The 25,681-nt window shown below is 71.7% G+C and carries 23 protein-coding genes; 15 read left to right on the plus strand and 8 right to left on the minus strand.

Annotation, left to right across the window (positions count from 1 at the left end; all coding sequences use genetic code 11):
- Position 1: 1 nt before the first annotated feature.
- Positions 2 to 1,276 (minus strand): hydroxyacid-oxoacid transhydrogenase, encoded by a 1,275-nt coding sequence (locus F9C12_RS40570; protein WP_409463991.1) that lies wholly within the window; start codon positions 1,274 to 1,276, stop codon positions 2 to 4.
- Between the two features lie 120 nt (positions 1,277 to 1,396).
- On the opposite strand from F9C12_RS40570, the gene F9C12_RS40575 reads away from it, so the two are divergent.
- On the plus strand, positions 1,397 to 4,261 hold the full coding sequence (locus F9C12_RS40575) for an FAD-binding and (Fe-S)-binding domain-containing protein (protein ID WP_409463992.1): 2,865 nt from the start codon (positions 1,397 to 1,399) through the stop codon (positions 4,259 to 4,261).
- Here F9C12_RS40575 and F9C12_RS40580 read toward each other — a convergent pair.
- Positions 4,248 to 5,039: an IclR family transcriptional regulator gene (locus F9C12_RS40580; RefSeq protein WP_409179610.1), complete on the minus strand. Its 792-nt coding sequence runs from the start codon at positions 5,037 to 5,039 to the stop codon at positions 4,248 to 4,250. The two genes, F9C12_RS40575 and F9C12_RS40580, sit on opposite strands and share 14 nt — an antisense overlap.
- Positions 5,040 to 5,134: 95 nt before the next feature.
- Positions 5,135 to 6,067, minus strand: coding sequence for a zinc-binding dehydrogenase (locus F9C12_RS40585; RefSeq protein WP_409463993.1), 933 nt, complete (start codon positions 6,065 to 6,067; stop codon positions 5,135 to 5,137).
- A 90-nt stretch (positions 6,068 to 6,157) separates the two neighbouring features.
- Between F9C12_RS40585 and F9C12_RS40590 the strand changes: the two genes are divergently transcribed.
- Positions 6,158 to 6,748: a TetR/AcrR family transcriptional regulator gene (locus F9C12_RS40590; protein WP_409463994.1), complete on the plus strand. Its 591-nt coding sequence runs from the start codon at positions 6,158 to 6,160 to the stop codon at positions 6,746 to 6,748.
- A 133-nt stretch (positions 6,749 to 6,881) separates the two neighbouring features.
- Here F9C12_RS40590 and F9C12_RS40595 read toward each other — a convergent pair whose 3' ends face one another.
- The 4 genes from F9C12_RS40595 to F9C12_RS40610 form a co-directional block, all read right to left on the minus strand.
- Positions 6,882 to 7,388 (minus strand): GNAT family N-acetyltransferase, encoded by a 507-nt coding sequence (locus F9C12_RS40595; RefSeq protein ID WP_409463995.1) that lies wholly within the window; start codon positions 7,386 to 7,388, stop codon positions 6,882 to 6,884.
- Positions 7,389 to 7,774: 386 nt separating this feature from the next.
- Positions 7,775 to 8,872, minus strand: coding sequence for an AI-2E family transporter (locus tag F9C12_RS40600; protein WP_409179614.1), 1,098 nt, complete (start codon positions 8,870 to 8,872; stop codon positions 7,775 to 7,777).
- A gap of 804 nt (positions 8,873 to 9,676) precedes the next feature.
- Positions 9,677 to 10,120: a DUF5994 family protein gene (locus F9C12_RS40605; protein ID WP_409463996.1), complete on the minus strand. Its 444-nt coding sequence runs from the start codon at positions 10,118 to 10,120 to the stop codon at positions 9,677 to 9,679.
- 522 nt (positions 10,121 to 10,642) lie between these two features.
- Positions 10,643 to 11,662: a DNA topoisomerase IB gene (locus F9C12_RS40610; RefSeq protein ID WP_409179622.1), complete on the minus strand. Its 1,020-nt coding sequence runs from the start codon at positions 11,660 to 11,662 to the stop codon at positions 10,643 to 10,645.
- A gap of 175 nt (positions 11,663 to 11,837) precedes the next feature.
- Here F9C12_RS40610 and F9C12_RS40615 point away from each other — a divergent pair, with 175 nt between their 5' ends.
- The 6 genes from F9C12_RS40615 (at position 11,838) to F9C12_RS40640 (ending at position 17,509) form a co-directional block, all read left to right on the plus strand.
- A complete protein-coding gene (locus F9C12_RS40615) occupies positions 11,838 to 12,272 on the plus strand; it encodes a DUF4383 domain-containing protein (RefSeq protein WP_409463997.1) in 435 nt (144 codons plus the stop codon).
- Positions 12,272 to 13,759, plus strand: coding sequence for an FAD-dependent oxidoreductase (locus tag F9C12_RS40620; RefSeq protein ID WP_409463998.1), 1,488 nt, complete (start codon positions 12,272 to 12,274; stop codon positions 13,757 to 13,759). Before F9C12_RS40615 ends, F9C12_RS40620 begins: the two co-directional genes overlap by 1 nt.
- 100 nt (positions 13,760 to 13,859) lie before the next feature.
- The gene (locus F9C12_RS40625; protein WP_409179625.1) at positions 13,860 to 14,726 is read left to right on the plus strand and encodes a manganese catalase family protein; all 867 of its coding nucleotides are present in this window, start codon (positions 13,860 to 13,862) and stop codon (positions 14,724 to 14,726) included.
- A 140-nt stretch (positions 14,727 to 14,866) separates the two neighbouring features.
- Positions 14,867 to 15,910: a serine hydrolase domain-containing protein gene (locus tag F9C12_RS40630; RefSeq protein WP_409463999.1), complete on the plus strand. Its 1,044-nt coding sequence runs from the start codon at positions 14,867 to 14,869 to the stop codon at positions 15,908 to 15,910.
- A 232-nt stretch (positions 15,911 to 16,142) separates the two neighbouring features.
- Positions 16,143 to 16,589 carry an STAS domain-containing protein gene (locus F9C12_RS40635; RefSeq protein WP_409464000.1) on the plus strand — a complete coding sequence of 149 codons (447 nt, stop codon included), beginning with the start codon at positions 16,143 to 16,145 and terminating at the stop codon, positions 16,587 to 16,589.
- 104 nt (positions 16,590 to 16,693) lie between these two features.
- A complete protein-coding gene (locus F9C12_RS40640; RefSeq protein ID WP_409464001.1) occupies positions 16,694 to 17,509 on the plus strand; it encodes a DUF1206 domain-containing protein in 816 nt (271 codons plus the stop codon).
- A 271-nt stretch (positions 17,510 to 17,780) separates the two neighbouring features.
- Here the strand turns inward: F9C12_RS40640 and F9C12_RS40645 are convergent, their stop codons facing one another.
- Positions 17,781 to 18,875 carry a glutamate--cysteine ligase gene (locus F9C12_RS40645; RefSeq protein ID WP_409464002.1) on the minus strand — a complete coding sequence of 365 codons (1,095 nt, stop codon included), beginning with the start codon at positions 18,873 to 18,875 and terminating at the stop codon, positions 17,781 to 17,783.
- Positions 18,876 to 19,030: 155 nt separating this feature from the next.
- Here F9C12_RS40645 and F9C12_RS40650 point away from each other — a divergent pair, with 155 nt between their 5' ends.
- From F9C12_RS40650 to F9C12_RS40680, 7 genes are all read left to right on the plus strand, one after another.
- Positions 19,031 to 19,510 (plus strand): hemerythrin domain-containing protein, encoded by a 480-nt coding sequence (locus F9C12_RS40650; protein WP_409464003.1) that lies wholly within the window; start codon positions 19,031 to 19,033, stop codon positions 19,508 to 19,510.
- A 166-nt stretch (positions 19,511 to 19,676) separates the two neighbouring features.
- Complete coding sequence (locus F9C12_RS40655) at positions 19,677 to 20,852, plus strand: radical SAM protein (protein ID WP_409464004.1); 1,176 nt, start codon at positions 19,677 to 19,679, stop codon at positions 20,850 to 20,852.
- A 5-nt stretch (positions 20,853 to 20,857) separates the two neighbouring features.
- Entirely contained in the window at positions 20,858 to 21,109 is a 252-nt protein-coding gene (locus F9C12_RS40660) for an acyl carrier protein (protein ID WP_409179632.1), read from the plus strand.
- Entirely contained in the window at positions 21,106 to 22,323 is a 1,218-nt protein-coding gene (locus F9C12_RS40665) for a hypothetical protein (RefSeq protein WP_409464005.1), read from the plus strand. The genes F9C12_RS40660 and F9C12_RS40665 overlap by 4 nt, the downstream gene beginning before the upstream one ends.
- On the plus strand, positions 22,320 to 23,228 hold the full coding sequence (locus F9C12_RS40670; protein ID WP_409464006.1) for a phosphotransferase family protein: 909 nt from the start codon (positions 22,320 to 22,322) through the stop codon (positions 23,226 to 23,228). Before F9C12_RS40665 ends, F9C12_RS40670 begins: the two co-directional genes overlap by 4 nt.
- Positions 23,225 to 24,265: a hypothetical protein gene (locus F9C12_RS40675; protein WP_409464007.1), complete on the plus strand. Its 1,041-nt coding sequence runs from the start codon at positions 23,225 to 23,227 to the stop codon at positions 24,263 to 24,265. The genes F9C12_RS40670 and F9C12_RS40675 overlap by 4 nt, the downstream gene beginning before the upstream one ends.
- Positions 24,262 to 25,449 carry a condensation domain-containing protein gene (locus tag F9C12_RS40680; protein WP_409464008.1) on the plus strand — a complete coding sequence of 396 codons (1,188 nt, stop codon included), beginning with the start codon at positions 24,262 to 24,264 and terminating at the stop codon, positions 25,447 to 25,449. Before F9C12_RS40675 ends, F9C12_RS40680 begins: the two co-directional genes overlap by 4 nt.
- The last annotated feature ends 232 nt before the right edge of the window (positions 25,450 to 25,681 follow it).

Consider the following 25,681-nt stretch of genomic DNA (forward strand, 5'->3'; position numbering starts at 1 on the left):
GTCACAGCGAGCGGCGGAAGATGTCTTCGAGCGCGGTCCGGGTGACCGGACGGGGCACGACAGCCAGCTGGCGGGTCTGCTTGAGGGTGCCGTCGACGAGGGTGTCGATGTCCTCCTCGCCGTAACCGAACGCGTGCAGCCCCTTCGGCATCTGGATGTCGGCCATCAGCTCGGCGAGCACGTGGGGGAGGGCGTCGGCGCCGTCGGTGGCGGTGAAGGTCTGGCCGCCGGACAGCAGATGCGCGGCGTGCAGGTGCCGTTCCGGCGCCGCGGGGTAGGTCCAGCGGAACACCTCGGCGGCGGTCGCGGACACGGCCTGGCCGTGCGGGACCATCGGCATTTCCGGGTAGCCCTCGGCGCGGTACTGCTTCACCGCCCCGGCGATCGGGTAGGCGTTGGCGTGCGGCAGGTGGGTGCCGGCGTTGCCGAACCCGGTTCCGGCGTAGGTGGACGCGAGCGCCATCTGGGTGCGCGCGGTCAGGTCGCGTCCATTGAGGACAGCGGCGCGCAAATGCTTGCCCACCAAGGTAAGCGCCATTTCGCACCAGACGTCGCTGATCGGGTTGGAGCCGCAGAACGCCGGTCGTTTCATCGGGTCTTCCGGCGCGGGCTTCGCGTCGAACGCGACGCTGGTGTAGCTCTCCAGCGCGTGCGACAGCACGTCCATGCCGCTGGCCGCGGTCACCGCCGGGGGCAGGCTGATCGTGGTGCGCGGGTCGACGACCGCCAGCGACGGGCGCAGCGACGGATGGCTCACCCCGGCCTTGAGGTGCAGGCCGAGCAGGTCGACGACGCAGATCGTGGTCGACTCGGACCCGGTGCCCGCGGTGGTCGGGACCGCGATCAGCGGCTTCAACGGCAGCCACGGGGCTTTGCCCGCGCCGATCGGCGGGGTCACGAAGTCGAGCAGCTGCCCGGGGTGCGTGGTCAGCAGGTTGACGGCCTTGGCGGTGTCGATCGCCGAGCCGCCGCCGATGGCGACGAAGCAGTCCCAGTCCTCCTGGCGGGCGTAGGCGACCGCCTCGTCGATGCTGGCGTCGGTCGGTTCGACGCCGACGCCGTCGAAGATCTCGCTTTTCACCCCGGCCGCGCGGATCGAGTCGAGCGCCCGGTCCGGGATCCCGGTGCCGCGGACGCCCGGGTCGGTGAGGATCAGGCACGACCTGGCCTGCCGGGCGGCCACCTCCGCGCCCAGCTCGTCGAGCGCGCCGGCGCCGAACTTCAGCGGGGGCGCGGCCCAGGTGAAGACGCTTTCGTTGCGGGGCAAGTCGGTCAAGGAGACCACTCCTCACGTCGATGTTGACAACATGTGGAAGCTATATCCACTATGTGGTGAGCCTTCACGGTAGCCCGGCGACCGCGGCGCTGTGAACCCCCGATTTCCCAGGAGACGCCCATGCCGGCCCGAGCCCGTTCGCATTCGGCACTGCAGGAAGCACTCGCGCGGGCGGTGGCCGGCGAAGTCGCCGGCGACCCGGCCACGCTCGCCACCCACTCCACCGACGCGTCGAACTACCGGCATGTCCCGCTGCTCGTGGTCCGGCCGCGCAGCGCGGACGACGTGGTGGCCGCGCTGAAGGTGTGCGCCGAGCACGGCGTGCCGGTCCTCCCGCGCGGGGCGGCGACCAGCATCGGCGGGCAGGCCGCGAACCGCGCGGTGATCCTGGACTTCACCCGGCATCTCAACCGCGTGCTGGACCTCGACCCCGCCGCCCGCACCGCGCGCGTCGAACCCGGTCTCGTGCTCGACCGGCTGCGCGAACGGGCCGCCGGGCACGGGCTCACGTTCGGCCCGGACCCGTCGACGCACAGCCGGTGCACGATCGGCGGCATGATCGGCAACAACGCCTGCGGGTCGCATTCGGTGGCCTGGGGCAAGACGGTCGACAACGTCCGCGCGCTGGACATCGCCCTCCTCGACGGGACCCGGCTCGAGGTCGGCCCGACTTCCCCGGCCGAACTGGAAGAACTCTGCGCTCGCGAGGATTCGGTCGGCGCGCTGTACCGCCGCTTGCGAGACCTGCGCGACGAATACTTGGCCGACATCCGGCTCGGCTATCCGAAACTGCCGCGGCGAGTCTCCGGGTACAACCTGGAATACCTGTTGCCGGAGAACGGTTTCGACGTCGCCAAGGCTTTGGTCGGCTCCGAGGGCACCTGCGCGACCATGCTCAGCGCGGTCGTCGACCTGGCCCCGATCCCGGCGACGCGCGCTCTCGCCGTGCTGGGCTTCGAAAACAGCATCGCCGCCGCCGACGCGGTCCCGTCGCTGCTCGACCTTCCGGTGCTGACCATGGAAGGCATCGAAGCCGGTCTCGTCGCCGCTCTCGATGCCCGGAAACCCGGCGACCGCAGCACTTTGCCGGAGGGAACGGCCTGGCTGTACCTGGAAACCGGCGGCGCCGACGCGGCCGAGGCGGTGGCGGTCGCGCGCCAGGTCGCCGCTCGCGCGCCGCAGGTCGGCGCTTCCGCGCTGGTGGTGGAAGATCCGGTGGCGCAACGGAAACTCTGGCGGATCCGGGAGGAAGGCGCGGGCCTGGCGACCCGGCTGGCCGACGGCTCCGAAGCGTGGTCGGGCTGGGAAGACTCCGCGGTGCCGCCGGACCGGCTAGGCGCGTACCTGCGCGAATTCGACCTGCTGCTGGACAAGCACGGCCGCAAAGGCGTGGTCTACGGCCACTTCGGCGACGGCTGCCTGCACGTGCGGATCGATTTCCCGATGGCCGCGCCGGAAGCGAAGCAAGCGTACCGGTCGTTCATGGTCGAGGCGGCGGAACTCGTGGTCTCCCACGGCGGTTCGCTCTCCGGCGAACACGGCGACGGCCAGGCCCGGGCCGAACTCCTGCCGCTGATGTTCCCGCCGCGGCTGATGCGGGCCTTCGCCGGCTTCAAAGCAGCCTTCGACCCGTCGAACGGCATGAACCCCGGCCGGGTCGTCGATCCCGCCCCGCTCGACGCCGATTTGCGCACGGTCGTCGCCCCGCCGATCCTGCCGACCCGCGCCCGGCTCGCGCTGCACGCCGACGACGGCGACCTGGCCGCGGCCTCCCGCCGATGCGTCGGCGTGGGCAAATGCGTCTCGGCGTCCGGCGGGATGATGTGCCCGAGCTACCGCGCCACCGGCAAGGAGGAACACTCGACCCGCGGCCGGGCGCGGCTGCTGTTCGAAATGCTCGCCGGAGACGTCATCGAGGACGGCTGGCGTTCCCCGGAAGTCCGCGACGCGCTCGACCTCTGCCTCGGCTGCAAGGCGTGCAAATCCGATTGCCCGGTCGGCGTCGACATGGCCTCGTATCGGACCGAATTCCTCAGCCGCCACTACGAACGCCGGATCCGGCCGATGTCGCATTACACGATGGGCGCGCTGCCGCGCTGGCTCCGGCTGGGCGCGCCGTTCGCCCGCGCGATCAACGCCGTGGCGTCCGGCCCGCTCCGGCCCGCCCTGAACCGCCTCGGCGGGATCGCCGCCGAACGCGAACTGCCGCGGCTGGCTTCGCCGACTTTCGCTGCGTGGTTCCGCCGCCGGGAGCGGGTGCCGTCGGGGTCGAAGGTCGTGCTGTGGCCGGACACCTTCACGAATTTCTTCGACCCGCAAGTCGGCCGCGACGCGGTGGCGGTGCTGGAAGCGCTCGGCCACGAGGTGGTCATTCCGGAGCGGACTGTCTGTTGTGGACTGACCTGGCACAGCACCGGCCAGCTCGGCGCGGCCCGCCGGGTCCTGCGCCGGTCGCTCGATGCGCTGGATCCGTGGCTGCGGCAGGGAATCCCGGTGATCGGGCTGGAGCCGAGCTGCACCGCCACCCTGCGCTCGGACGGTTCCGAGCTGCTTCCGGACGATCCGCGGACCGCCGTGCTGAAGCGCAGCGTGCGGACGTTCGCCGAACATGTGGGGGAGAGGGAACTGCCCGCGGTGGAGAAGTCCTCGGCCCCGGTGCTCACGCAGGTGCACTGTCACCAGCACGCGGACCTCGGCTACGACGCCGATTCGCGGCTGCTCAACCGGTTGTCCGAGCACACGCAAGTGCTGCGCGAGGGCTGCTGCGGCCTGGCGGGGAACTTCGGTTTCCAGCGGGGCCATTACGACGTTTCCGTCGCTGTCGCGGAGCACCAGCTGATGCCCGCGTTGCGCGCGGCCCCGGAGAGCACGGTGGTGCACGCGGACGGTTTCAGCTGCCGCACCCAGATTCGGCAGCTGTCGGAGCGCCGTCCGGTGCATCTCGCGTCGCTGACGGCGCGGGCGCTGGGGCTCAGTAGCGAGTGAGCCGGTCCGGCGGCAGGAACGGCGCGATCTCCTTGGCTGCCTCGATCGCGAGCGCGCCCAGCTCCGGAACCCGATCCTCCGGCAGCCGCACCGTCGGCACCTGGATCACCACCGCCGCCCGGGCCAGCCCCCGTTCGTCCAGCACCCCGGCCCCGACGCAGCGCACTCCGGCGACGTTTTCCTCGTTGTCGATGCTGTACCCGCGGTCGCGGGTTTCGGCGAGTTCGAGGGCGAGGGCGTCCCGGGTGGCGAGGGTGTGCGGCGTCAGTGCGGGCAACTGCTCCGGGAGGCTCGCCAGGTAGGACTCCGCGTCGAGGGAATTGGCGAGCATCGCCTTGCCGGAAGCCGTGGCGTACAACGGGAAACGCGCGCCCGGGTGCTGCTCGAAGCGCAACGGCAGCGTCGACTGCGCGCGCAGCAGCACCACCGATTCGTTGCCCTCGCGGATCGTGATGTTGACCGATTCCCCGGTGTCCGCGTTGATCCGCTGGATGACCGGCAGCGCGAGCTGGAGCCCGTGCACGCGCTGGGCGGCCTGGCCGAGCAGGATCGCGCCCGGACCGAGGTGGTAGCTGTCGGTGCGGGGGTTGTGCGCGACGAGTCCGTCGGCGCTCAGCGCGCCCACGACCCGGTGCGTGGTGCCCGGCGTGAGGTCCAGTTTGCGGGCGATCGCGGACAGCGTGAGTTCCCCGTCCTCGTCCATCAGGAGCCGCAGGATGCCGAGCGCTCGGCGGATGGCCTGGGTTCCGGCGGGTGGCTGTGCTCCGGTCTGGTTCACCTGGGTTCCGTGGTTCTCGCGCTGTCGGTTCAGGCCAGGTTAACGCCGTCCGCCGGGGCGCACCCGGTCCGGGGCGCCGCGGCGGGCGCGCCGGCTCAGCCGATCTCCAGCACCGCCTTGCCGTGCAGCCGCCGGTCGAGCAGCGCCCGCACCGCCTCGGCGTGCCTTTCCCACGATCCGCGCCAGCTGATGCCCGGGTCGAGGCGCCCGGCGGCGGTCTCGGCGGCCAGCCAGGTCAGGTCGGCGGAGAAGTCGGCGGCGGGGTCGGCCAGCAGGAAGAACGTCCGGATCGACCGGTCGTGGCGCCCCTCGGTGCCCAGGAAAGCCTCCGGCGGCAGCACGGCGTCCGCCTCCGCCGACCGGCCCACGGCGATCAGCGTGCCGCCCGCCTCCAGCTTGGCGAAGGCGGCCACGAGGTGCGGCCCGCCGACGTTGTCCAGCACCCCGGACACCGGCCGGTCGACGTCCGCGATCGAGGTGCGCACCTCGTGCGCGCCCAGAGCCCGCAGGCCCTCCTCCTGACCGGGATCCCGGCTGATCGCGACCACCTCCGCTCCCGCCCGCGCGGCGAGCTGCACCGCGTACCGCCCGACCCCGCCGGACGCGCCGGTGACCAGCACCCGCCGCCCGAGGACCTGGCCCATCCGGCGCAGCACGTGCAAGGCGCTCAGCGCGGCGACCGGGATCGTGCTGATCGCGCCCAGGTCCGCACCGTCGGGGACGGTGCCGAGCAAGTTCGTCGGCACCGCGCGCAATTCGGCCCAGCCCGCCGTGCCCACCGAGACCACCGGCGTTCCGGCGGCGGGACCGGAGCCGTCGGCCGCGGCCTGGACGACGACGCCCGCCGCGTCCCAGCCGATCACCGCGCCGTCCGGAACGGACGGATCGGTCGCGCCTTCGACCTCGCCGAAGTTGAGCGAGGCCGCGGCGACGCGGATCAGCGCCTCGCCGGGCGCGGGGACCGGATCGGCGACCTCGGTCAAGGACAGATGTGCCGTCGCGGAATGGTCGACGACGAGTGCGCGCACGGGAACCCCCTGGAGTCGATGTGCCACAGTGTGGCATTTGCCCCTGTATAGCATATGCGCCACCGCCGCGTCCTCGGTAGACTGCGGCCGATGACCGCCTCCGGACCGCCCACGCTGCGCGAGCGCAAGAAGCAGCGCACCCGCCAGGCGCTGGTGGAAACCGCCGTCGCGCTCTTCAGCGAACGCGGTTTCGACGCCACGCCGCTCGACGCGCTGCTGGACGAGGTCGAGGTGTCGCGCCGCACGTTCTTCCGCACCTTCCGCTCGAAGGAAGACGTCGCGCTCGCCGCGGTCAAGGAACTCTGGAGCGCCTACCTCGACGTCCTGGACGAGACCGCCAAATCCGGGCCGCTGGCCGACGTCTTCCGCGACGCGATGCTGGCCACCCTCGACCGGATGGACGAGAACTGGCACCAGCGTTTCCCCGCGACGCTCCGGCTGATCGACCAGTCCCCGGCGCTGAACGGGCACACCTTGGCGCACTGCGCGGAAACCGAAGCGGAAATCGTGCGCCGGCTCGGCGATTCCAGCCTGGAACTGCGGCTGCTGGTCGAATTCTGCGTCGCGGCCTGGCGGTGCGCGCTGGACGAATGGCTGCCCGACTGCGCGCCGGGCGAACTCCCCGGCCACGTGCGGCGCGCTTTCGCCGCGATGGGCGGCAGTCTGCGGCTGCGGGGGTGACCGCCCCGGCGCGGCGGTGCGGAGAGCTCGGCGGATCGTGTTGTCGCGCTTGAATTCCCGCAGCACGGGTGGATCGACGTACGAGCGGCGGTGATCAGCACCCGCCGTCCGCGGACCCGGCTCGGCGCGCACCTCAAGCGGTCGGCGCGGTCCCTGGCGGAGGCGGGTTCCGCCAGGCCCGGAACGGGATGCCCAGAGCGGAGAACACGCCGAGCATCGTCGAATCCTCCGTGCCGGTGCCGGCGACGAACATCCGTACGCCTTCGTGTTCGGCGGAAAAGACGAGCTGTGCCAGCAGCAGCGTGGCGACGCCGAGGGCCGGGGCGCGGCGGTCGACGATCAGGGAGACCTCCGCCTCGGCCGGGTCGTCGACGATCTCGTACTGTGCGACGCCGACCAGCCGGGCGTTCCGGAAACATCCGACCGAGGTCGGGCCGACGCCGGAGCGGGCGGACAACCGCTTCGCGAGCCCGGCCAGCCCCGTGTCGCCCAGCCCGAAGAACCGGAGTCCGCGGTCGCGGCCGGACAGCCGGGTCCGCAGCGACTGGACCTCCGTGATGTCGCCCGGCTCCAGCCCGCGGACCCACACGATCTCTCCGTCGGCGAGGAGGGCTTTCACCGGCGGGGTGGTCGCGGTCACGGCGGGCCGGGCCGGGGCGCGCGACCGGTTCCGCGAGATCCGGCGGCGGAGTCGCCGGTGCCTGTCGTCTCGCGGCGGGACGGCGATCGGTTCCCGCTGCCGGACGCGCCCCGTCCGTCCCCGGCGGCAGCGCGATCCGCGCCGGCGCGCGTTCCGGTTCGCCGCGCCGGACTGTCCTTTTCGGACAGCGGACGTGTCGTTCCGGGCCGGTTGCCCGCCGCGGGAGACGCGCCGGGGCGCGGGCGGGCGAAGGACGTGCTGGTTCTGGCGCGCGGTTCCGGCGTCATGCCGTTGTCCCGTCCCGATCGCGGGGGACCGATACGAAGGGAGCCGAGGACGGCGCCCGCTCTGCTGCCGGCGCGCGAGATGCTCTCGGCACCCTGATTCTACACCCGCGGCGGTTCGTTTTCCTCGGAAGCGGCGTCGTCCGGCGGGACGGCGGCGAGGCTTCGCACGCCCGAGCTGAAGACGGCGAGCAGCGGCACGGCGAGCAGGGCGCCCACGATCCCGGCGGAGACCAGTCCGACGGCGAGGGCGAGAACGACGGCCAGCGGATGCAGCCGGACCGCCCGCCCGAGCAGAAGCGGTTGCAGGACATGGCTTTCGACCTGCATGACGCCGACCACGACGGCGAGCACGACGACGGCCGCCAGCCAGCCGTCGGCCGCCAGCGCGACGAGGACGGCGACCGCGCCGGCGAGCACCGAGCCGATCACGGGGACGAACGCGCCGAGGAAAACGAGCGTGCTCAGCGGAGCTGCCAGCGGAACCCCGACGATCACCAGCCCCAGCCCGATGCCGGCGGCGTCGGCGAACGCGACGGCGGCGGTGCCCCGGATGTAGTGCGCCAGGGTGGTGAATCCGCTGCGCCCGGCGGTGTCGACGCGGTCGCGCAGGCGCGCGGGCGCCGCCCGCAGCACGAACGCCCAGATCGTGTTCCCCTGGGCGAGGAAGAAGATCAGGCAGAACACCGTGAGCAGGAACTCGGCGAGCAGTTCCCCGACGGTGACCGCGGTGGTGAGGGCGCCCGAGGCGATCGCCGATTTGTTCCGGCCGAGCATCGAGGTCAGGTTGCCGAGCATTTCGTCGAGCTGGCCCTGGCTCAGCCGGAGCGGACCGGTCCGCAGCCACGTGTGCAGCTCGGTCAGGCTCGCGGAGACCTGGTCGAGCAGCGCGGGCATCCCCGCGCTGACGGTGCCGACCACGAACGTGACCACGCCGCCGGCCAGCGCGATCCCGGCGACCAGCACGATCGCGGTCGCCAGCCCGCGCGGCACCTTTTTGCGCGCCAGCCAGGAAACGGCGGGCGCGAACAGCCCGGCCAGCAGCAGCGCCACCGCGACCGGGACGAGCACCGAAGCCAGCCTGGCGGCCACGAACCCGACTGCCGTGAGCGCCGCCGCCACGACCAGCAGGCGCCACGACAGCGCGGCCGCGACGCGGAGCCCGGGCGGCACGGAAGAAGAGGGCGTGTCGTCCCGCACCGGGATCAGCGCACCGCTGCGCGGGCGCGGACCGGGCCGGGATTTCCGAAGCACAAGAGGACGGAGGCGGGCGGCCGGGGTTCGCGCTCCGGCAGGTTCGCCAAGGCCCAGCAGCCCGCGGAACGGACGCCGACCGGGCGGCGGATCCAGTCCGCCCGCCAAGTGGCGTGGCGCTGCGAGGGAACCCGCGCGAGCCCGGTCCAGGACGGTGCGGCGGGGTCGGCCCGGAAAGAACGCGGCCTGTCCCCGGACGGCGCTCGGCGCCAGCCGGACACAGGGCATCGCGGGGCGAGTGCGGGGGTGGAGGAGCTTGGTGTTGGGGCGGGGAGGGAAGTCTGGTGGGGCTTCGGCTGTCGCGTGGCGAGTGCGGGGGCGGACGAGCCTGGTGCTGGGGCGGGGAGGGAAGTCCGGAGGGGCTTCGGCCTTCGCGGCAAGCCCGGGGCGGTTTTCGCGGGGTTCATGAAGATCCTGCTCCTAGCGGATTGTGGCCGGATCTGGTGCAGGCCGTCGAGAGCGGCTCCCGCGGTGAGCGGCCGATAAGCCGTGCGCGGCCGGACTGGTGGCCGGGCACCCTCGTACTCGGGGATGCCCGGCCTGTCCGCGGCAGCGGCGGTGACCACACAGCCGCGGACGATCCGGCGAGCCGGCCGGGGACCGGCGGGCGGATTGACGGCCGGGGCGGGACCGCTCCGGCGGGTGGCCTCCTTCGCGGGGGAGGGCGGGAAGAGGCCACCCCTTCCCCGTTGCCAGGCGGGGAAGTCTTCCGGCGGGGTGATCGTTTCGCCGGGTTTCGCGAGGCAGGGGTCAGACCGATGCGGGGAGGCGGCCGCCCTCGGCGTCCCAGCGCTGGGCGGCCTCGTCGCCGGAGTCCGTTGCCGTGCCGGTCCCGTGTCCGTTGCCGGTGGCGAGCAGGTTCTCGACAGTGTCGCGATTGTCCCGGTGAGCCGCGGTCGTCAGGATGTGCTCGGCGTCGGCCGGCTCGGTCTCCGGTGGCACGACCAGCAGCGTGAGCCGGTCCCGCGCGCCGACGACGGTCACGGTGCCGGGATGCTGCGAGCGGAATCCTTCGAGCCGGACGACCGCGCCGTCCACGGTGAGGTGGCGCGGGGCCTGCGGCCAGTCGGCGAGGCAGTAGGCGACGCGTTCGATCCGGTCCAGCCGCAAGGCCGGCAGGACGAGCAGCGCGGGCAGTTCCGTGCCCAGGTCCCGGGTGCGGGGCCACCACGCGCCGTCGACGTGTCCCGTCACGGGCCTGGCCGGCTTCGACCGCAGGCGCGGCGCGCGCGAAGGCTGCTCGGCGGATTTCAGAGCGGAAAGAGCGGCGGTCTCGAGGTGGGGTGACATGGCGGTCGTTCCCGTCCCCGGTCGCTGCCACCGGCCGGACTGGGGCCGAGGACGACGCGAGCTTGACCGCCCACGTGCGAGATGCTCTCGGACACTGCCGACACTACACCCCCGGAACGGAAGGGCGCCCGCTTTCCCGAGGATCGGTGCGCAGGCGGAAACGAAACCGCGAATTCGTCCCGCGGCAGAGGTCCGGAACTGGCGGAAAAACCGCCGCCGGGATTCCGCGGCGAAATATGCTGTGGCGAAAAGGAACGGGCCGCCGGTCGGGGAGCTGCCCGACGGCGGCGCGAAAATCGTGGGCATTCGGGGCAGTGCCAGCCATATCGCGAGCATTTCGAACCCCGGTGCCCACGCGGGCACTGTCTTCGAGTGTGTCCCGATCCTGCTGAGCGTTGCGTACGGCCCGGCGGACGGAAGCGGCGGTCACCCGCGGGAAGCCCGCCGCAGCAGCCGGATCACGGCTTTCTCCATCCGCTCCCGCAGTTCCTCCTCCGCGAGCCCGTCCGCGTCGGCCTTGCGGAGAGCTCGGCGGATCGTGTTGTCGCGCTCGAATTCCCGCAGTACGCGCGGGTCGACATACGAACGCCGGGCGACCGCGGGAGTGTTGCCGAGTTCCTCCGCGACTTCTTTGATCGCGGCGCTTTCCGCGCGCGCCCGGCCGCGCTGGGAGGTCGGCGTCTCCTGGGCGGCGAGGGACACCGCGGCGAGGACCGTCGCGTGCCACGTCCGCAGGTCCTTCACCGTGAATTCCTCGCCCGCCAGTTCCTTGAACCGTTCGTTGACATCGCTGGCGTGCAGTTCGTGCCAGCCGTCGTCGGCGCGGTAGACGAACAGCCGCGAGGTGCCGGTGCGGCTGCGGCGGAGCGACTTGAGGACGGCGGCGAGTTCGGCGTCGTGCAGGCTCAGCGACCGGACCAGGCCGCTTTTCGCGGGGTAGCAGAAGGTCAGCTCGGCACCGCTGATCTTCACGTGTTCGCGCAGCAGCGTGGTCGCCCCGTGGGAGCCGTTGGTTTCGGCGTACTCCTCGCCGCCGCTGCGGAACACGCCGCGGTCGATCATCCGCAGCGCGGCGGCCGAGACGCGCAGGCGGTCGAGGCGCCGCCGGCGCAGGTCCTCCCGGATGGCGGCGCGGACGGCCGGCAGTTCGCTCGCCAGCGCGAGCACCCGGTCGTGCTTCTCCTCGTCGCGCGCCCGCCGCCATTCGGAGTGGTACAGGTACTGGCGGCGGCCCGCGTCGTCGGTCCCGACGGCCTGGACGTGCCCGTCCGGATGCGGGCAGATCCACACCCGGCGCCAGGCGGGCGGGATCACGAGACCGCGGATGCGCTCGAGGACCTCGGGGTCGGTCACCGGGGAGCCGTCCGGCGCGAGGTACCGGAAGCCGCGGCCGCGCCGCTGCCGCTGGATGCCTGGCGAGGACAGCTCGCTCCGCCGCAGTCGCATGCTCGCGGTTGCCCGCGGCGGCCCGGTTCAAACCGGATTCCGGACGCCGGTTGCCCGCTGGACCACCGGATCTCCCGTCCCCGGACGAGGGTCCGAGGTTTGCCCGGTCCGGCACGGGTTATCCGGACGACTCCGCGCCGGACCCGGCGCGGGCGATTCAGGGAGGGCTCCGGACATGTCAACTGCCGTTGCGCGGCGCACGCCGCGCCAGCTCGTCGCCGCCGGAGTGGGCGCGGTGTTCCTGCTCGTCGGCATCCTCGGGTTCGTCCCGGGCGTCACCACGCAGTACGACCAGCTCGCCGTGGCCGGGCACCATTCCGGCGCGCTGCTGCTCGGGCTGTTCAGCGTGTCGATCCTGCACAACCTCGTGCACCTGGCCTTCGGCGTCGCCGGGCTCGCGCTGGCCCGCACGCCGGCCGGGGCGAAGAACTTCCTCGTCGTCGGCGGGGTGGTCTACCTGGCGCTGTGGGTGTACGGGCTGGTCGTCGACCACGGCAGCGCGGCCAATTTCATCCCGGTCAACAACGCCGACAACTGGCTGCATCTCGGCCTCGCCCTGGCGATGATCGTGCTCGGCGTCCTCCCGATGGGCACCCGGCGGAGCCTCTGATGACCACTACCGCAGACCAATCCCTCTGGCTCGCGACCGCCTCGGCGACCAGCCGGTCGTCCTTGAGCGGCCGGGAACGCGCCGAAGCCGCCATTCTCGGCGGGGGCATCGCGGGACTGACCACGGCGCTGCTGCTCGCCCGCCGAGGGGTCGACGTGGTCGTCCTCGAATCGGGGCGCGTCGCGGAGGGGGCCAGCGGCAACAACACCGCCAAGGTCACCGCCTTGCAGTCCACTGTGTACTCGACGCTCGTCCGCGAGCACGGCGCCGCCACCGCGACGGCCTACGCCGAGGCGGCGCAGGCCGGGGTGGAACTGGTCGCGGAGCTGGCCGAGCCGATCGACTGCGGGCTCCGCAGGCTGCCCGCCGCGACGTTCGCGATGGACGCCGGCGAGGTGGACACCGTGCGGGCCGAGTACGAAGCGGCGCGCCAGGCCGGTCTGCCGGTCGAGTGGACGACGACGCTCGACCTGCCGGTGCCGGTGCACGGCGCGGTGCGGCTGCCCGAACAGCTCGCGCTCCACCCGGCCGACTACGTGCGCGGGCTCGCCGACGCCGTCGAGGCCGAGGGCGGGCGGGTCTTCGAGAACAGCCGGGTGCAGCACGTCAGCGCCGCGCCGCCGTATCACGTCACGACCGGCGACGGCGAACTCGACGCCGAGAACGTGGTCGTCGCGACGCACTATCCGATCCTCGATCGAGGGTTTTTCTTCCCCCGGTTGGAGGTACAGCGGTCGTATTGCGTGGCCGCGACCCTGAAATCCGGCACACCGCCGCAGGACCTGGCGATCAGCGCCGGGAGTCCATTGTGGTCTTTCGCCTCCTACGAGGACCGGCTGATCGTCGGCGGGCAGGGCCATCCGGCGGGCGATCCGGTCGACTTCGCCCGCTATACCGAACTGGGCGAGTTCGCCGCGCGGCACTTCGACCTCGACGCGGTCACGCACCGGTGGTCCGCGCAGGATCCGAAGGCCTACGACAGCATCCCGCTCGCCGGGCCGTACCTCCCGGGCGCCCGGAAGCTGTGGGTCGAGACCGGGTTCGGCAAATGGGGGCTGGCGATGGGCACCGCGGCCGCGGCCGTCGTGGCCGACGGGATCACCGGATCGGCCAATCCGCATCGAGACCTCTTTTCCCCGCAACGGATTTCGCTGCGGTCAGCCCCGAAACTGGTGCAGCAGAACGCGAAGGTGGCGAAGGACTTCGTCGGCGACCGGCTCGCCCCGGCCGACGCGAAAAGCACCGAAGACATCGCCGTGGACCAGGCGAAGGTGCTGGCGGACGGACACGGCCGCAAAGGCGTTTACCGAGACCGCGAAGGCGCCTTGCACGCGGTTTCCCTGCGCTGTACGCATCTCGGCTGCTTCGTGCGGTTCAACGCCGCGGAACGCAGCTGGGACTGCCCGTGCCACGGTTCGCGGTTCGACGTCGACGGCAGCGTGCTCGAAGGCCCGGCCACCACGCCGCTGCCGCGCCGGACTCCGTGAAAAATCAACCGATCGCCGGGTGTAGGCCGGGGGATCGGGGGCACTCCTGCCGGACCGGCCGGGCAGGCCGCCCGGCTCGACACCCCGGGAAAGGACGCTGATGTTCCGACACACCAAGCTGCTGCAGTTCGAGGCCAAGCCCGAAAAGCCGGATCCGGTGTACGCGCACAAGCTCCAGGAGCTGATCGGCGGCGCGTTCGGCGAGATGACGGTGACCATGCAGTACCTGTTCCAGGGCTGGAACTGCCGCATCGAGGGCAAGTACAAGGACCTGATCATGGACACCGCGACCGAGGAGATCGGGCACGTCGAGATGCTCGCCACGATGGTCGCGCGGCTGCTGGAGGGCGCGCCGGCCACCGCGACCGCGGAAGCGGTGAAGGACCCGGTGATGGCGGCGGTGATCGGCGGGATGGACCCGCAGCAGGCGATCGTGGCCGGCGGCGGCGCGCTGCCCGCAGACTCCAACGGCACGCCGTGGAACGGCAAGTACATCGTCGCCTCCGGCAACCTGCTCGCCGACTTCCGGGCGAACGCGGCGGCCGAGGCGCAGGGCAGGCTGCAGACCGCGCGGCTGTACCGGATGACCGACGACCCCGGCGTGAAGGCGATGCTGCAGTTCAACCTCGCGCGCGACACCGTGCACCAGAAGCAGTGGCTGGCCGCGATCGAAGAACTGAAGGCGGACGGCCTGGAGAGCGAGATCGCGCCGAACGCGTTGTTCGACGAGGAGAACCAGGACCACAACAACACGGTGTGGCACCTGTCGGACGGCCCGGACGGGGCGAAGGCGGGCTGGAGCTTCGGCGGGGAGGGCATCGAGTACCTCACCGACCCGAAACCGCTCGGCGGCCCCGGCACGGCTCCCAAGCCGGACCCGGCGCTGTACGGGACGTACTCGCCGACGCAGGACGTCAAGGGCTCGCTCAAGGGGAAAGCGAAGGAAGTCAAGAACAAGGCGAAGTGACCAGTGCCGGGGGACCCCGGGCCTTCCGCGCCCGGGGTCCCCGCACGCCTGCCGTCCGGCGGCTTTCCGAAAGGACGGCTAGGCGATGCCCCGCCGGAATGGGCGAGGGTGGTCACGGTCGGATGAGCTACCTTCGGCAGATGCCTTTCTCCGGCCTCGACGCCTGGTTGAGTTCCCGAGCCGCCGCCGGCCGATTCTCCGGCGCGGTGCTGATCCGCCAGGGCGAGCGCGTGGTGTTTTCCGGCGCGTACGGCCAGGCCAGCCGCCGATGGGCGGTGCCGAACCGGCTTGCCCTGCGGTTCGACACGGCGTCCATCACCAAGCTCTTCACCGCGGTGGCCGCCTTGCAGCTGGTGGACGAAGGGCGGCTCGAGCTCGACACGCCGATCAGCGGGATCGTCGAGCTGACCGGCACGACGATCTCGCCGCGCGTGACCGTGCGGCACCTGCTCACGCACACCTCCGGGATCGCCGACGACGCGGACGAGGAGGCCGGGGAGAGCTACGAGGCGCTGTGGGTCGACAAGCCGGTCTATTCGGTGACGCGCACCCGCGACCACCTGCCCAACTTCGCCGCCAAACCGCCGAATTTCCCGCCGGGGGAGGGCTGCCGGTACTGCAACGCCGGGTACGTCCTGGTCGGCCTCGCGATCGAGGAAATCACCGGGACCGCTTACCGCGACCACGTCCGGCACGCCGTTTTCGCGCGGGCGGGCATGACCGCGTCGGACTTCTTCGACCGCCGGGAAGCGGCGCCGGACGTGGCCGAGGGCTGGGATCCGGTCACCGGCGCCGACGGGCGGATCACCGGGTGGAAGCAGAACATCTTCAGCTATCCGCCGATCGGCTCGCCCGACGGCGGAGCGCACGCCACCGTCGCCGACCTGGTGCGGTTCCTGCGCGCCGTCCGCGCCGGCGAACTGCTGTCGGCCGAGCGCACCGAGCAGTTCCTCACCCCGCAGGTGCGGCACCACGGCGACGTCTGGTTCGGCTTCGGCCTGGAATTCACCCTCGGCCCGGACGGCTCGGTGCGGAACTACTACAAGGACGGCGGCAACGCGGGCGCCGGCGGCATCGCGCGCCATTACCCGGCGGAGAACCTCGACGTGGCGCTGCTGTCCAACGCCGAATACGGCAGCCTGGCGGTGATCCGGGAAATCGACCGGCGGATCCGGAACGCCTGACGGCACGGACCTTTCTCCGCCCCGGTTCCCTGCGGAGTGCGGACCGTCGCGTACCGCCGCGCGGGTGAGGCAGGGTTGCGCAGAACGGGCGCCCCGAAGGTATGTTGGCGGCATCGCCGGTCAGCCGGGCAATCGCTCGCATCGCACCAGCCAACGGGGGAGTTCCCGCGTCCCGGCCGTGACCGCGTGTTCCCGGTCCCCACCCCGCATTCGCGAGGAGGGAACGAAAACCATGCACAGCAACGCCTCGCCGTTGAGCCTGACCGTCCTGTGTCCCGCCCGCCGTCCCGCGACCACCCTGACCCGGACCCCGAAGTCGACCGTCGTCACCCTCGCCGGGGACCTCGACGCCGCCGACGTTCCCTGGCTTCGCCGGATCGTGTCCGGCGAACTCGGGCTGCGGCCCGCGACCCTGCTCATCGACCTGACCGAGGTGCCCTTCTGCTCGGCTCGGGTCCTGAAATTCCTCGCCGACCAGGCGGACGACGCCCGCGGCCGCGGAGTGGGCTTCGCCGCGGTCGCCCCGCACCGCGCCGTGCTGCGCCCGCTGGCTCTGCTGGGCCTCAACCGCGTGCTCCCGGTCGTGCACCACCTCGACGAAGCCGCCCTGCCCGCGCGCACCCGGCGGAGAGCGAGCCGTCCGCTCCCGGCGCGGCCCGAAACCGGCACGGTTCCCTGACCTCCCGGCGCCCGGAGTCCGCTGTGGACGCGTCCGCGGTGACCCGGTCGTGGATTGCGCCACCTGGCTCAGTGAACCGGGACCACAGCGGGTATCCCCGCCCCATGAACCGGATCGCCGACAAGGTCGCCCGAGGCGAAAAGACCGACACCGCGCAGCTGCTCGGCCGCGCCGGGATGGCCTGCTACGCGCTCGTGCACCTCATCCTCGCCTACCTCGCCGTGCGGGTCGCGTTCGGCGGCGGCGAGCAGACCGACCAGAAGGGCGCCCTGCAGGAGGTCGGGTCGACGGCGTTCGGCCGGGTCCTGCTGTGGGTGCTCGCCGCCGGGCTGGTCGCGTTCGGGCTGTGGCAGTTCCTGATGGCCTCGACCGGCTACACCTGGACCAGCGGCGGGAAGCGCACGCGCAAACGGCTCGGGGCCGCCGCGCGGGGAATCGTCGTGCTCGCGGTCGGCGGCACCGCCTTCCGCCTGGCCGCGGGCGCCGGCGGCGGCGGTTCGAGCGACCAGACCCAGCAGGAGTTCACCGCGAAGCTGCTCCAGCTGCCCGCCGGCCCGGCCCTCGTGGTGCTCGCCGCCGCGGTGGTGCTGGGCGTCGCCGTCGCGGCCGGGGTCAAGGGCGTCAAGCAGACTTTCCTCGAGGACCTCGACCCCGCCGGACTGCCCGGCAAGACGCGCCGCTGGGTCGGCCGCCTCGGCACCACCGGGTACCTGGCCAAGGCCGTCGTGTTCGCGGTGACCGCGTTCCTGCTGGGCTACGCCGGTTTCCGCGCCGACGCGAAACAGGCGGGCGGGCTGGACGCCAGCCTGAAGACCCTCGCCGCCCAGCCGTTCGGCACGGTGCTGCTGACCGTGGTGGCGCTGGGCCTCGCCGCGTTCGGCGCGTACTGCCTGGCCGCGGCTTGGGCACATCGGCGCTGACCGGCCGCGGTTGGGCGGGGCGGGGACTGCCAGCCCCGCCTTCACCGCCCTGCCAGCTTGCTCGCCGCCCTCGCGCCGGTGAACGCCCGCCGTCGCCATCTCCAGATTCGCCTTTCACCATCCCGGGCCGGTCGATGTGCTCGCGCCGGTGAGCGCCCGTCGTCGGTGCCTGCTGCTTGACCAGCCTGGCACTGGCGGGGCGAGCATGTTCGCGTCGTCTTCACCGTGTGCGTGCGGTCCCCGGTGTCTGCTGTTCCGGACCGGTCGCCGGTCAGGCCGAGCCCGCGAGCAAGTCGACCACGTCCTCCGCGCGCCCCCGTTCGGCGAAGCGCCGCCGTTGCCGGTCCGCGCCGCTGCCCTCGGCGCACAGCCGCGCCGTCGCTTCCGCGGCGAACTCCAGGTCCCCGGCGGATTCCAGCGCGGGCGCGGCGAACTCGACCAGGTCGGCGAGCACCGCCTTCGTCGGCTCCAGATCGCCGCTGCGCGGGTGCGGGCAACAGCCGCTGACGCCGTCCCGCGACGCCCGCCAGAGCTGGGCGCGCAGCACCTCGTTCGGCAGGCCCGGCGGGGGAGCGTCGTCGTCCAGCGCGGTGGCGGCCAGGCCGCGCGCCAGCACGCCGAGCAGGACCGCTTCCTCCGGCGTCGCGGCGACGTCGGCGATGCGGAACTCGATGGTCGGCTGCTTCTCCGAGAGCCGGACGTCCCAGTAGACCATCCCGCGGTCGAGGATCGCGCCCGAGCGCAGCCACGCGTCGACGACGCTTTCGTACTCGTCGAGCGACGCGAACCGCGGCGGCGGGCCGGCCGAGGGCCACCGGCTCCACTGCTGGTAGCGCCAGCTTTGGTATCCGGTGTCGTAACCGTCGGCGATCGCGGAATTCGCGGTCACGGTCAGCAGGACCGGCAGCCACGGACGGATCCGCCCGAGCACCAGGACGCCGGTCTCCTTGTCCGGGATCGCGACGTGCACGTGGCAGCCGCAGGTCAGCGACGTCCGCGCGGTGGCCCCGAAATGCTCGCCGATCCGCTGGTAGCGCGGATTCGCGGTGACTCCCGGCAATCCCTCTTCCGGCACCGGCGGCGCGCCCGCGGGCAGCAGCCGGCAGTCCCGCCGGCGCGCGGCCCCGGCCAAGTCCTCGCGCAGTTCGCGCAGCCGCCGCAGCGCCTCGTCGCGGGTCCGGCAGACGTCGGTGGCGATCTCGGCCTGCGACTGGATGAGTTCGCGCTGCAGCTCGCCGTTGTCGCCGCCCGTTTTCGCGGCGTGGTCGACCACGTCGGAGGCCGGGGCCAGCCGTCCCTCGCGGTCGACGACGAAGAACTCCTCCTCGATGCCGAAGGTCAGCACGTCGCCGGTCTGGTCGTTCACCGATGGTCTCCTGGGGTCGGGGGCATCGGAGTACCCCCGCCCGCCCGCGCGCAAACGACGTTTTCCCGGGCGGGAAAAGGGTAATCCGCGGGCCAAGAAACGCCGGGCGGCCCACCCCGCGCTGCCCGCGCCCGGACCGCACTGTGAGGACGCCGATGTCGACCGACGCGATCGTGCTGCTCAAGAACGACCACAAGACGGTGGAGAAGCTGTTCAAGGAATTCGAGAAAGCGGGGGAGAACGCCCACCGGAAAAAGCGCCGCATCGTCGACTCGATCATCGAAGAGCTGACCGTGCACGCCTACATCGAGGAAGAGATCTTCTACCCGGCGGCGCGGGAGGCCGTGCCGGAGACCAAGGACCACGTGCTGGAAAGCGTCGAGGAACACCACGTCGTCGTGTGGATGCTGTCGGAGCTGCTGGACCTGGACCCGGAGGACGAGACTTTCGACGCGAAGGTGACCGTGCTGACGGAAAACGTCCGCCACCACGTCGAGGAAGAAGAGGACGACTGGTTCCCGGAGGTCCGCTCGGCGATGGGCCGCAAACGGCTCCAGGAACTGGGACAGCGGATGATCGACGCGCGGCCGGACGCGCCGAAGAATCCCCTGAAATTGCAGAGCGCCACCGCCTGACCGGTTCCCGGACGCGGGGAGCGGGTCCCCGCGTCCGGAAGCCCCGTGCCCGGCTGGCGGCGATTGTCCCGGTTCCGCGGTCTTCCCCTGCCGCCCGGCGTAGGGGTGCCGCCGCCTCCTCGGTGTTCCTAACCTCGGAACGAGCCGCACCCGAGGGGGACGACCGATGCGTCCGCTCACCACCAGAACGTTGACTGCCAAGGAATTCGCCGATCTCAAGCACACCGTGGCGATCCGCTCTTCGGCGCGCCGGGCCGTCGCCGAAGACCCCGCGTACGCCACGCCGCTGCCGAGGGAACTGTGCCTGCAGCTGACCTACCGCTGCAATCTGCGCTGCAGCCACTGCTACCAGTGGAGCGAGCAGGGTTTCTTCCGGGACTTCGACACCGCCAAGCAGCGGACCGAACTCGACGTGGACATCGTCGCGAAGCTGCTGGACGCCACGGAATCCGTCCGCTCGAAGGTGTTCGTGTGGGGCGGCGAACCGCTGATGCACAGCCGGTTCGGCGACATCGCCGAGCTGCTGCGCCGTTCGCCGCGCACGATCACCGTCTGCACCAACGGGTTGCTCTTCAAGCGCAACCTCGACCATCTCCTGAAGCTCGGCGAACACCTCAACCTGCTGGTGAGCCTCGACGGCCTCGGAGCGGACCACGAAGACCTGCGCGGCCGCGGCACGTTCGCCCGGACCACGAAGAACATCGAACTGATGCTCGGCCTCAAGCGCGAAGGCGCTTTCGCGGGCGAGGTTTCGGTGAATTGCATGGTGTCGCACCGGACCGTGCACACGATGTACGAATTCATGGAATGGGCCGAAGACCTCGGCGTCAACACCGTGTACTTCCAGTTCCCCTGGTACATCAGCCCCGAGGTGACCGAGGCCATGGACCGGGTCTACGCCGAGTCGTTCGCCTGGCTGCGGCCGGACACCGGGACCGCCCGGCCGACCTGGCATTCCTACACCTACCGGCTGCCCCCGGAATGCCTGCCGGACCTGCGCGCATCTATGGCGCGGCTGGCTTCCCGGCGGTGGCGCGTGCGGATCCGCTACCAGCCGCAGCTCGAACCGGACGAGGTCGAGGACTTCGTGCTCGGCACGCCGAAACCGGCCCAGCACCGCAGCCGGTGCCTCGCGGTGTCGAACCGGATGGAGGTGCACGCCGACGGCAACGTCAGCTCGTGCAAGTTCTTCCCCGAGTTCGTCGTCGGCAACCTGTACGAAACGGATCCGGTGCAGTTGTGGCACAACGAATCCTTCCGCGAGGTCCGCCGGATCCTCGGCGCGAACGGGATGATGCCCGTCTGCTCGCGGTGCGTCCTCCTCTACCTCAACGGAGTGTGAACGCCGTGGCAGACCTCGAACGCAGGGTCACCGACGTGCTGGTCGCCGTGCTGGACAACGGGACGGCCGCCGAGGAGATCGGCCCGGACGCCGACCTCGTCGACGACTACGGCCTGGACTCCCTGCAGATGATCTCCTTCCTGCTCGGCGTCGAGGACGAACTCGGCGTGCAATTGGACTACGAACACCTCGAACTCGACGACCTGCGCGTGTTCGGCCGGTTCACCGGGTTCCTGCGGACGCTCGCGGCGTCATGACCGCGACGGCGCACTTCGGCACCTTCGACGCCGAGCGCTGGTGGCGGCCCGCGGACCTGGCCGCCCTGCCCGCCGCGCCCGGCGGCGCCGACGCCGACGCCATGGACGAACTGCTCGCCGCGGGATGTGCGCCGGGCGACCTGCTGCTCACCCGCCGCGCCCCGGCGCCGGAGATCCGCGAATCGCTGGCCGGCTGCGGCATCGAGTTCGACCATCGCGTGGTGCCCGCGCCGCCGGGAACCCCGGTCGAGCGGGCGGTGGCCCCGGAGACGCTCGCCGGACGGCCGGAAATGGCTCCCTACGCGGTGCTGCCGGACACCGTCGCGCTGGCCGCCCGACTCGGTCGCGCCCACCGGTTTCCGGCGGCGGAAACGGTGGCCGAGGTCAATTCCAAGACCTGGTCGCACGCGCTGGCCACCTCGCTCGGACTGCCTGGCGCGGGCGTCGTCGTCCAGTCGGCGGCCGAACTCGCCGAGGCGGTCGGCACCCGGCCGAGCGTGGTGAAAGACCCGTACGGAGTGTCCGGCCGCGCGACCCTGGAAGTGACCACGCCCGGGGTGTTGCGCGCGATCACGCGCACGCTGGAGAAACAGCAGGCCCGCGTCGAACTCCTGGTCCAGCCGCGGTACGACCGGCGCACGGATTTCTCGGCGCACCTGCACCTCGAACCCAGCGGACGCTGGGAAACGCTTGGCGTGCAAGTGATGCACAACCGCGGCTTCCGGCACGCCGGATCCGAGCCCGCTCCGGACGCGCTGCTCGCCGAACTGGCGTCCGCCGGCTACGCCGAAACCCTCGCCGCGGTGGCCGAAGCCCTGGCCTCGGCGGGTTATTGGGGACCGGTGGGCATCGACGCGATGGTGCGCACGGACGGAACCCTCGTGCCAGTGCTGGAAATCAACGCTCGCCGGTCACTGGGGTTGTTGTCGCTGCTGCTGGACCGCCGCGTCCGTCCGCACGGCCTGCGCTGCCATCTGTGGCGGTTCGACTTGAAAGTCCCGCCAGGCAAGGGAATCGGCGACCTTTTCCGCGCGTTGCACAGGCTCCGCTATCGAGGCTGCACGGTGCCCGGAGTCGTCTTGGTCGGCGGCAGCGGACTCGCGGCACCGGGCGGCCGGATCTACTGCGCGCTGATGGCCCGCCCCGGCGAGAGCGCGGGTCTGCGCGCCGGTCTGCTCGACGCGATCTCGGCGGCCGGAATGGAGACCAGATGATCGCCGACGTGCTCGCGGAGGCCGGGGTGCGGCAGGCGGAATGGACGCCGCTGACCGGAGCGACTTTCAACACTGCCTACCGGGTCCGGCCGCCCGGATTGGTCGTGAAGGTGTCCCCGCCGCCCGACGCGCCCGCGTTGACCTACGAGCGCGACCTGCTGCGCACTGAAGCGCGGTTCTACGAACTGGCCGCTGCTGCCGTGCCGGTGCCGCGCGTGGTGCACACCGACTTCTCCGGACGCTTGGTCGACGGCGACGTCCTGGTCATGACCGAACTCCCCGGCGACAGCTGGGCCACTCGACGGCTGCCTCCCGCGGAACGCGCCGCGCGGCGGACCGAACTCGGCGGTCTCGTGGCCGGCCTGCACCGGATCACCGGCACCGGATTCGGCTACCCCGGCAGGCTTTCGCCGAGCTGGCGCACCGCCTTCACCGCGATGCTGGCCGCAGCGCTGGCTGACGCCGAACGATTCGCCGTCGCGCTCCCGCTCGACCAGATCCGCACGACGCTCCTGGCGCGCACCGACGTCCTGTCTGCGGTACGGACGCCGGTGCTGGTCCACTTCGATCTGTGGCAAGGCAACATCCTGCTGGGCGGCTCCGGGATCACCGGTTTCGTGGACGGCGAACGCGCGTTCTGGGGCGACCCGCTCGCGGACCTGGTGTCGACGGCGCTTTTCGGCGACATCGAACGCGACGCCGACTTCTGCCGCGGCTACCGGGACGCAGGCGGGGAACTGGTCTTCGACGACGCGGTCCGCGTGCGGCTCGCGCTGTACCGGTGCTATCTGTACCTGATCATGCTGGTCGAGACGGTGCCGCGCGGAGGCGGCGAGCCCGCGGCGATCCAGCTGGCGACCGCGCATCTGCGCCGGGCTTTGGCCTTTCTGGGGAGGTTTTCGTGATCGAAGTGCTCACTTCCGGCGTGGCGCTCGGCGTGCACGTGCCGGGTCTCCTGCTCGCCCAGCGGCTGCGGGAACGCGGCGCGGCCGCCGACGTCAGCGTCCTCGAACGGCTGCTGCCGCAACGGAAACTGGCCACCACCGCCGAGATGAAATGGGCCTTCCATCGGGACTTCCGCCTCGCCAAAGCCGGGCACCGCCTCGCGACCGACCCCGCCGCGGTGACCGACCCGGCAGCCGAAGCCGAACTCTTCGCCCGCTGGGACGTCGAGCAAGTCGAGACTTTCGTGCTCTTCTCCGGTTTCTGGCTGCCGATCGTCGAACGCTACCTCGCCCGCGGTCGCACCGTACGCGTGGTGCTCTGCCATATCGACGCGATCGCCTCGCCGTCGTTCCGGAAAGCCGCCGGATGGCAGGTGCCGCACGAGGACGTTTTCCTGGTGGACGGCGCGTCGATGACAGTGCCGTGCAGCGTGCCGGTGAGCGCCCGCCCGCCGCTGCCGTGGGAGGAGCGCGAGCCCAGGCTGTACCTGCACGGCGGAGGCTGGGGGATGGGCACCTATCGCGAGCACGTCGCCGAACTGGCCGACGCGGGGTTCGCCCTCGACGTGCTGGCCTATCGGGAGTCCGATGTGGACTCCCGGCCCGGGATCCGGCACTTCCTGCTCGATCCGGAGTGGCATCCCTGGCACGACAACGGCTTCCCGCCGCTCCGGCCGGCGAACCGCGAGAGTTACACGCGCGGCGAGGCGCATCCGGATTCGTTCGAGCTGGTCCGCTCGGCGCGGGCGATGGTCAGCAAGCCCGGCGGCGGCACCTGCCTGGACTCCTTGTGGGCCGCGACGCCGTTGCTGCTGCTGGAACCGTTGGGAGAAGCCGAAAAGCGCAACGCCGACGTCTGGCAGCGGCTCGGTTTCGGGCTCCCGTACGAAACCTGGCGGGACAGCGGGTTCTCCGCCGGACTGCTCGCCGAGATGCATGAGAACCTGGTGCGCGCGCTGCCCGGGATCGCCGACTATCCGGCGGAGCTGGCCGCGTGAACACCCGCCCGCTCTCGGTGTTCCAGCGGGTGATGCTGGACTACGGCCCGGACTTCACCGGGCAGTGGTTCACCATGAACACTGTCCTCCGGCTGAGCGCGCCGCTCGACCCGGACGTCCTGGCCGCCGCGTTGACGAAACTCGTGGCCCGGCACGAAATCCTGCGCACCCGGGTGACCGAGGACGCCCAGGTGGTGTCGCCGCCCGGCCCGCCGGTTTTCGAGGTGTGCCAAGACGTCGCCGACCGCCTGCACGCACCGGTGCCGCCGGATTCCGGACCGCTCGTGATCCGCCTGGTGCGCGGAGAACTGCTCACCGTGCACCTGCACCATCTGGTCGCCGATCCGAGCACGGTCTGGGCCACCTGCCGGGAACTCGCCGCGCTGTACTCCGCCGAACTGGGCGGTGCCGCGCCGCCCGCGCCAGCCGCGCAGTACGGCGATTACGCGGCCGCCGAAGACCGGCTGCGCCAGACGACGGAAGCCGGAGACCGGGCGTGGTGGGAAAACGCGATGGCCCAGGAGTTCGCGGCAGTCCGGCCGGACGGGACCGGCCCGCCGTACGCCGAGCGCGCCACGCTGCTCTCGAAAGCCGAACTGGACGCGGTCCACCGGTTCGCGCGGACGCACCGCACGACTCCCGCCACCACGCTGTTCGCCGCCTTGGCCTGCGCGATGCGCCCGCACACCGGCCCGGGGCCGCTGGCGTTCACCACCGTCTTCAGCCTGCGCGACCGCCCGGAGTGGCGCCGGATGCTGGGGCCGTGCCTGCTCACCGCGTACGTTCCGCTCCCGGCCCCACCGCCGCGGCTGACCCCGGAATACGCCGTCGAGGTCCGCGACGTCCTGCGCGACTGCCGCCGCCACTGCCGGTTCCCGACGCCGGAAGTCCGCGCGTTCCTCAAGCCTCCGGACGCGGTGCCGTTCTACGAATACGTTCCCGACGACTGGCCCGAACCGTACGCGTTCGGCCCGGTCATCGGCCAGGTCGTCGCGGCAGCCGGGCCGAAGGACACGCGCGCCCGCACGACGCTGGCGATCCGGTCCCGTTCGACGGCCGAGGGCACGTTGACCGCGCACCTGTCCTCGGACAGCTGCGGCTGGACTCGCGACCGCGTCCGTTCGCTCTGGCCGGTAGTGGCTGAGCAGGTCGGTGCTGGGTCCACAATAGACCCGGAACGGTAGAGCAGGGCCGGCTGCGGCTGATCGGCCTTCCAGCCGACCTCCACCGCGCACGCGTCGAGGTCGGCCGCCTCGATCTCGTGCCGGGGTCGTGCCCGTTGCTCAGCAACGCTTTCCGGGCTTCGGCAACGGCCCGCTTCACCGGGAAACGGGGAGCGCCGCCGAAGTTTGGGAGAACGGCGGGAAAGCAGGACCGTCCGAAGAGTCCGTCCATTCCGGCCAGTCGGCGGGCAAC

Origin of the sequence: Amycolatopsis sp. GA6-003 (assembly GCF_046267895.1) — a bacterium.
Taxonomy (GTDB): domain Bacteria; phylum Actinomycetota; class Actinomycetes; order Mycobacteriales; family Pseudonocardiaceae; genus Amycolatopsis.

What these genes read in the sequence shown, in the direction of transcription:
- F9C12_RS40625 (WP_409179625.1), top strand. Translation starts at nt 13,860, where the DNA reads ATGTTCCGACACACCAAGCTGCTGCAGTTCGAGGCCAAGCCCGAAAAG.
- F9C12_RS40575 (WP_409463992.1), top strand. Translation starts at nt 1,397, where the DNA reads ATGCCGGCCCGAGCCCGTTCGCATTCGGCACTGCAGGAAGCACTCGCG.
- F9C12_RS40590 (WP_409463994.1), top strand. Translation starts at nt 6,158, where the DNA reads ATGACCGCCTCCGGACCGCCCACGCTGCGCGAGCGCAAGAAGCAGCGC.
- F9C12_RS40610 (WP_409179622.1), bottom strand. Translation starts at nt 11,662, where the DNA reads ATGCGACTGCGGCGGAGCGAGCTGTCCTCGCCAGGCATCCAGCGGCAG.
- F9C12_RS40635 (WP_409464000.1), top strand. Translation starts at nt 16,143, where the DNA reads ATGCACAGCAACGCCTCGCCGTTGAGCCTGACCGTCCTGTGTCCCGCC.
- F9C12_RS40640 (WP_409464001.1), top strand. Translation starts at nt 16,694, where the DNA reads ATGAACCGGATCGCCGACAAGGTCGCCCGAGGCGAAAAGACCGACACC.
- F9C12_RS40665 (WP_409464005.1), top strand. Translation starts at nt 21,106, where the DNA reads ATGACCGCGACGGCGCACTTCGGCACCTTCGACGCCGAGCGCTGGTGG.
- F9C12_RS40615 (WP_409463997.1), top strand. Translation starts at nt 11,838, where the DNA reads ATGTCAACTGCCGTTGCGCGGCGCACGCCGCGCCAGCTCGTCGCCGCC.
- F9C12_RS40620 (WP_409463998.1), top strand. Translation starts at nt 12,272, where the DNA reads ATGACCACTACCGCAGACCAATCCCTCTGGCTCGCGACCGCCTCGGCG.
- F9C12_RS40630 (WP_409463999.1), top strand. Translation starts at nt 14,867, where the DNA reads ATGCCTTTCTCCGGCCTCGACGCCTGGTTGAGTTCCCGAGCCGCCGCC.
- F9C12_RS40655 (WP_409464004.1), top strand. Translation starts at nt 19,677, where the DNA reads ATGCGTCCGCTCACCACCAGAACGTTGACTGCCAAGGAATTCGCCGAT.
- F9C12_RS40650 (WP_409464003.1), top strand. Translation starts at nt 19,031, where the DNA reads ATGTCGACCGACGCGATCGTGCTGCTCAAGAACGACCACAAGACGGTG.
- F9C12_RS40670 (WP_409464006.1), top strand. Translation starts at nt 22,320, where the DNA reads ATGATCGCCGACGTGCTCGCGGAGGCCGGGGTGCGGCAGGCGGAATGG.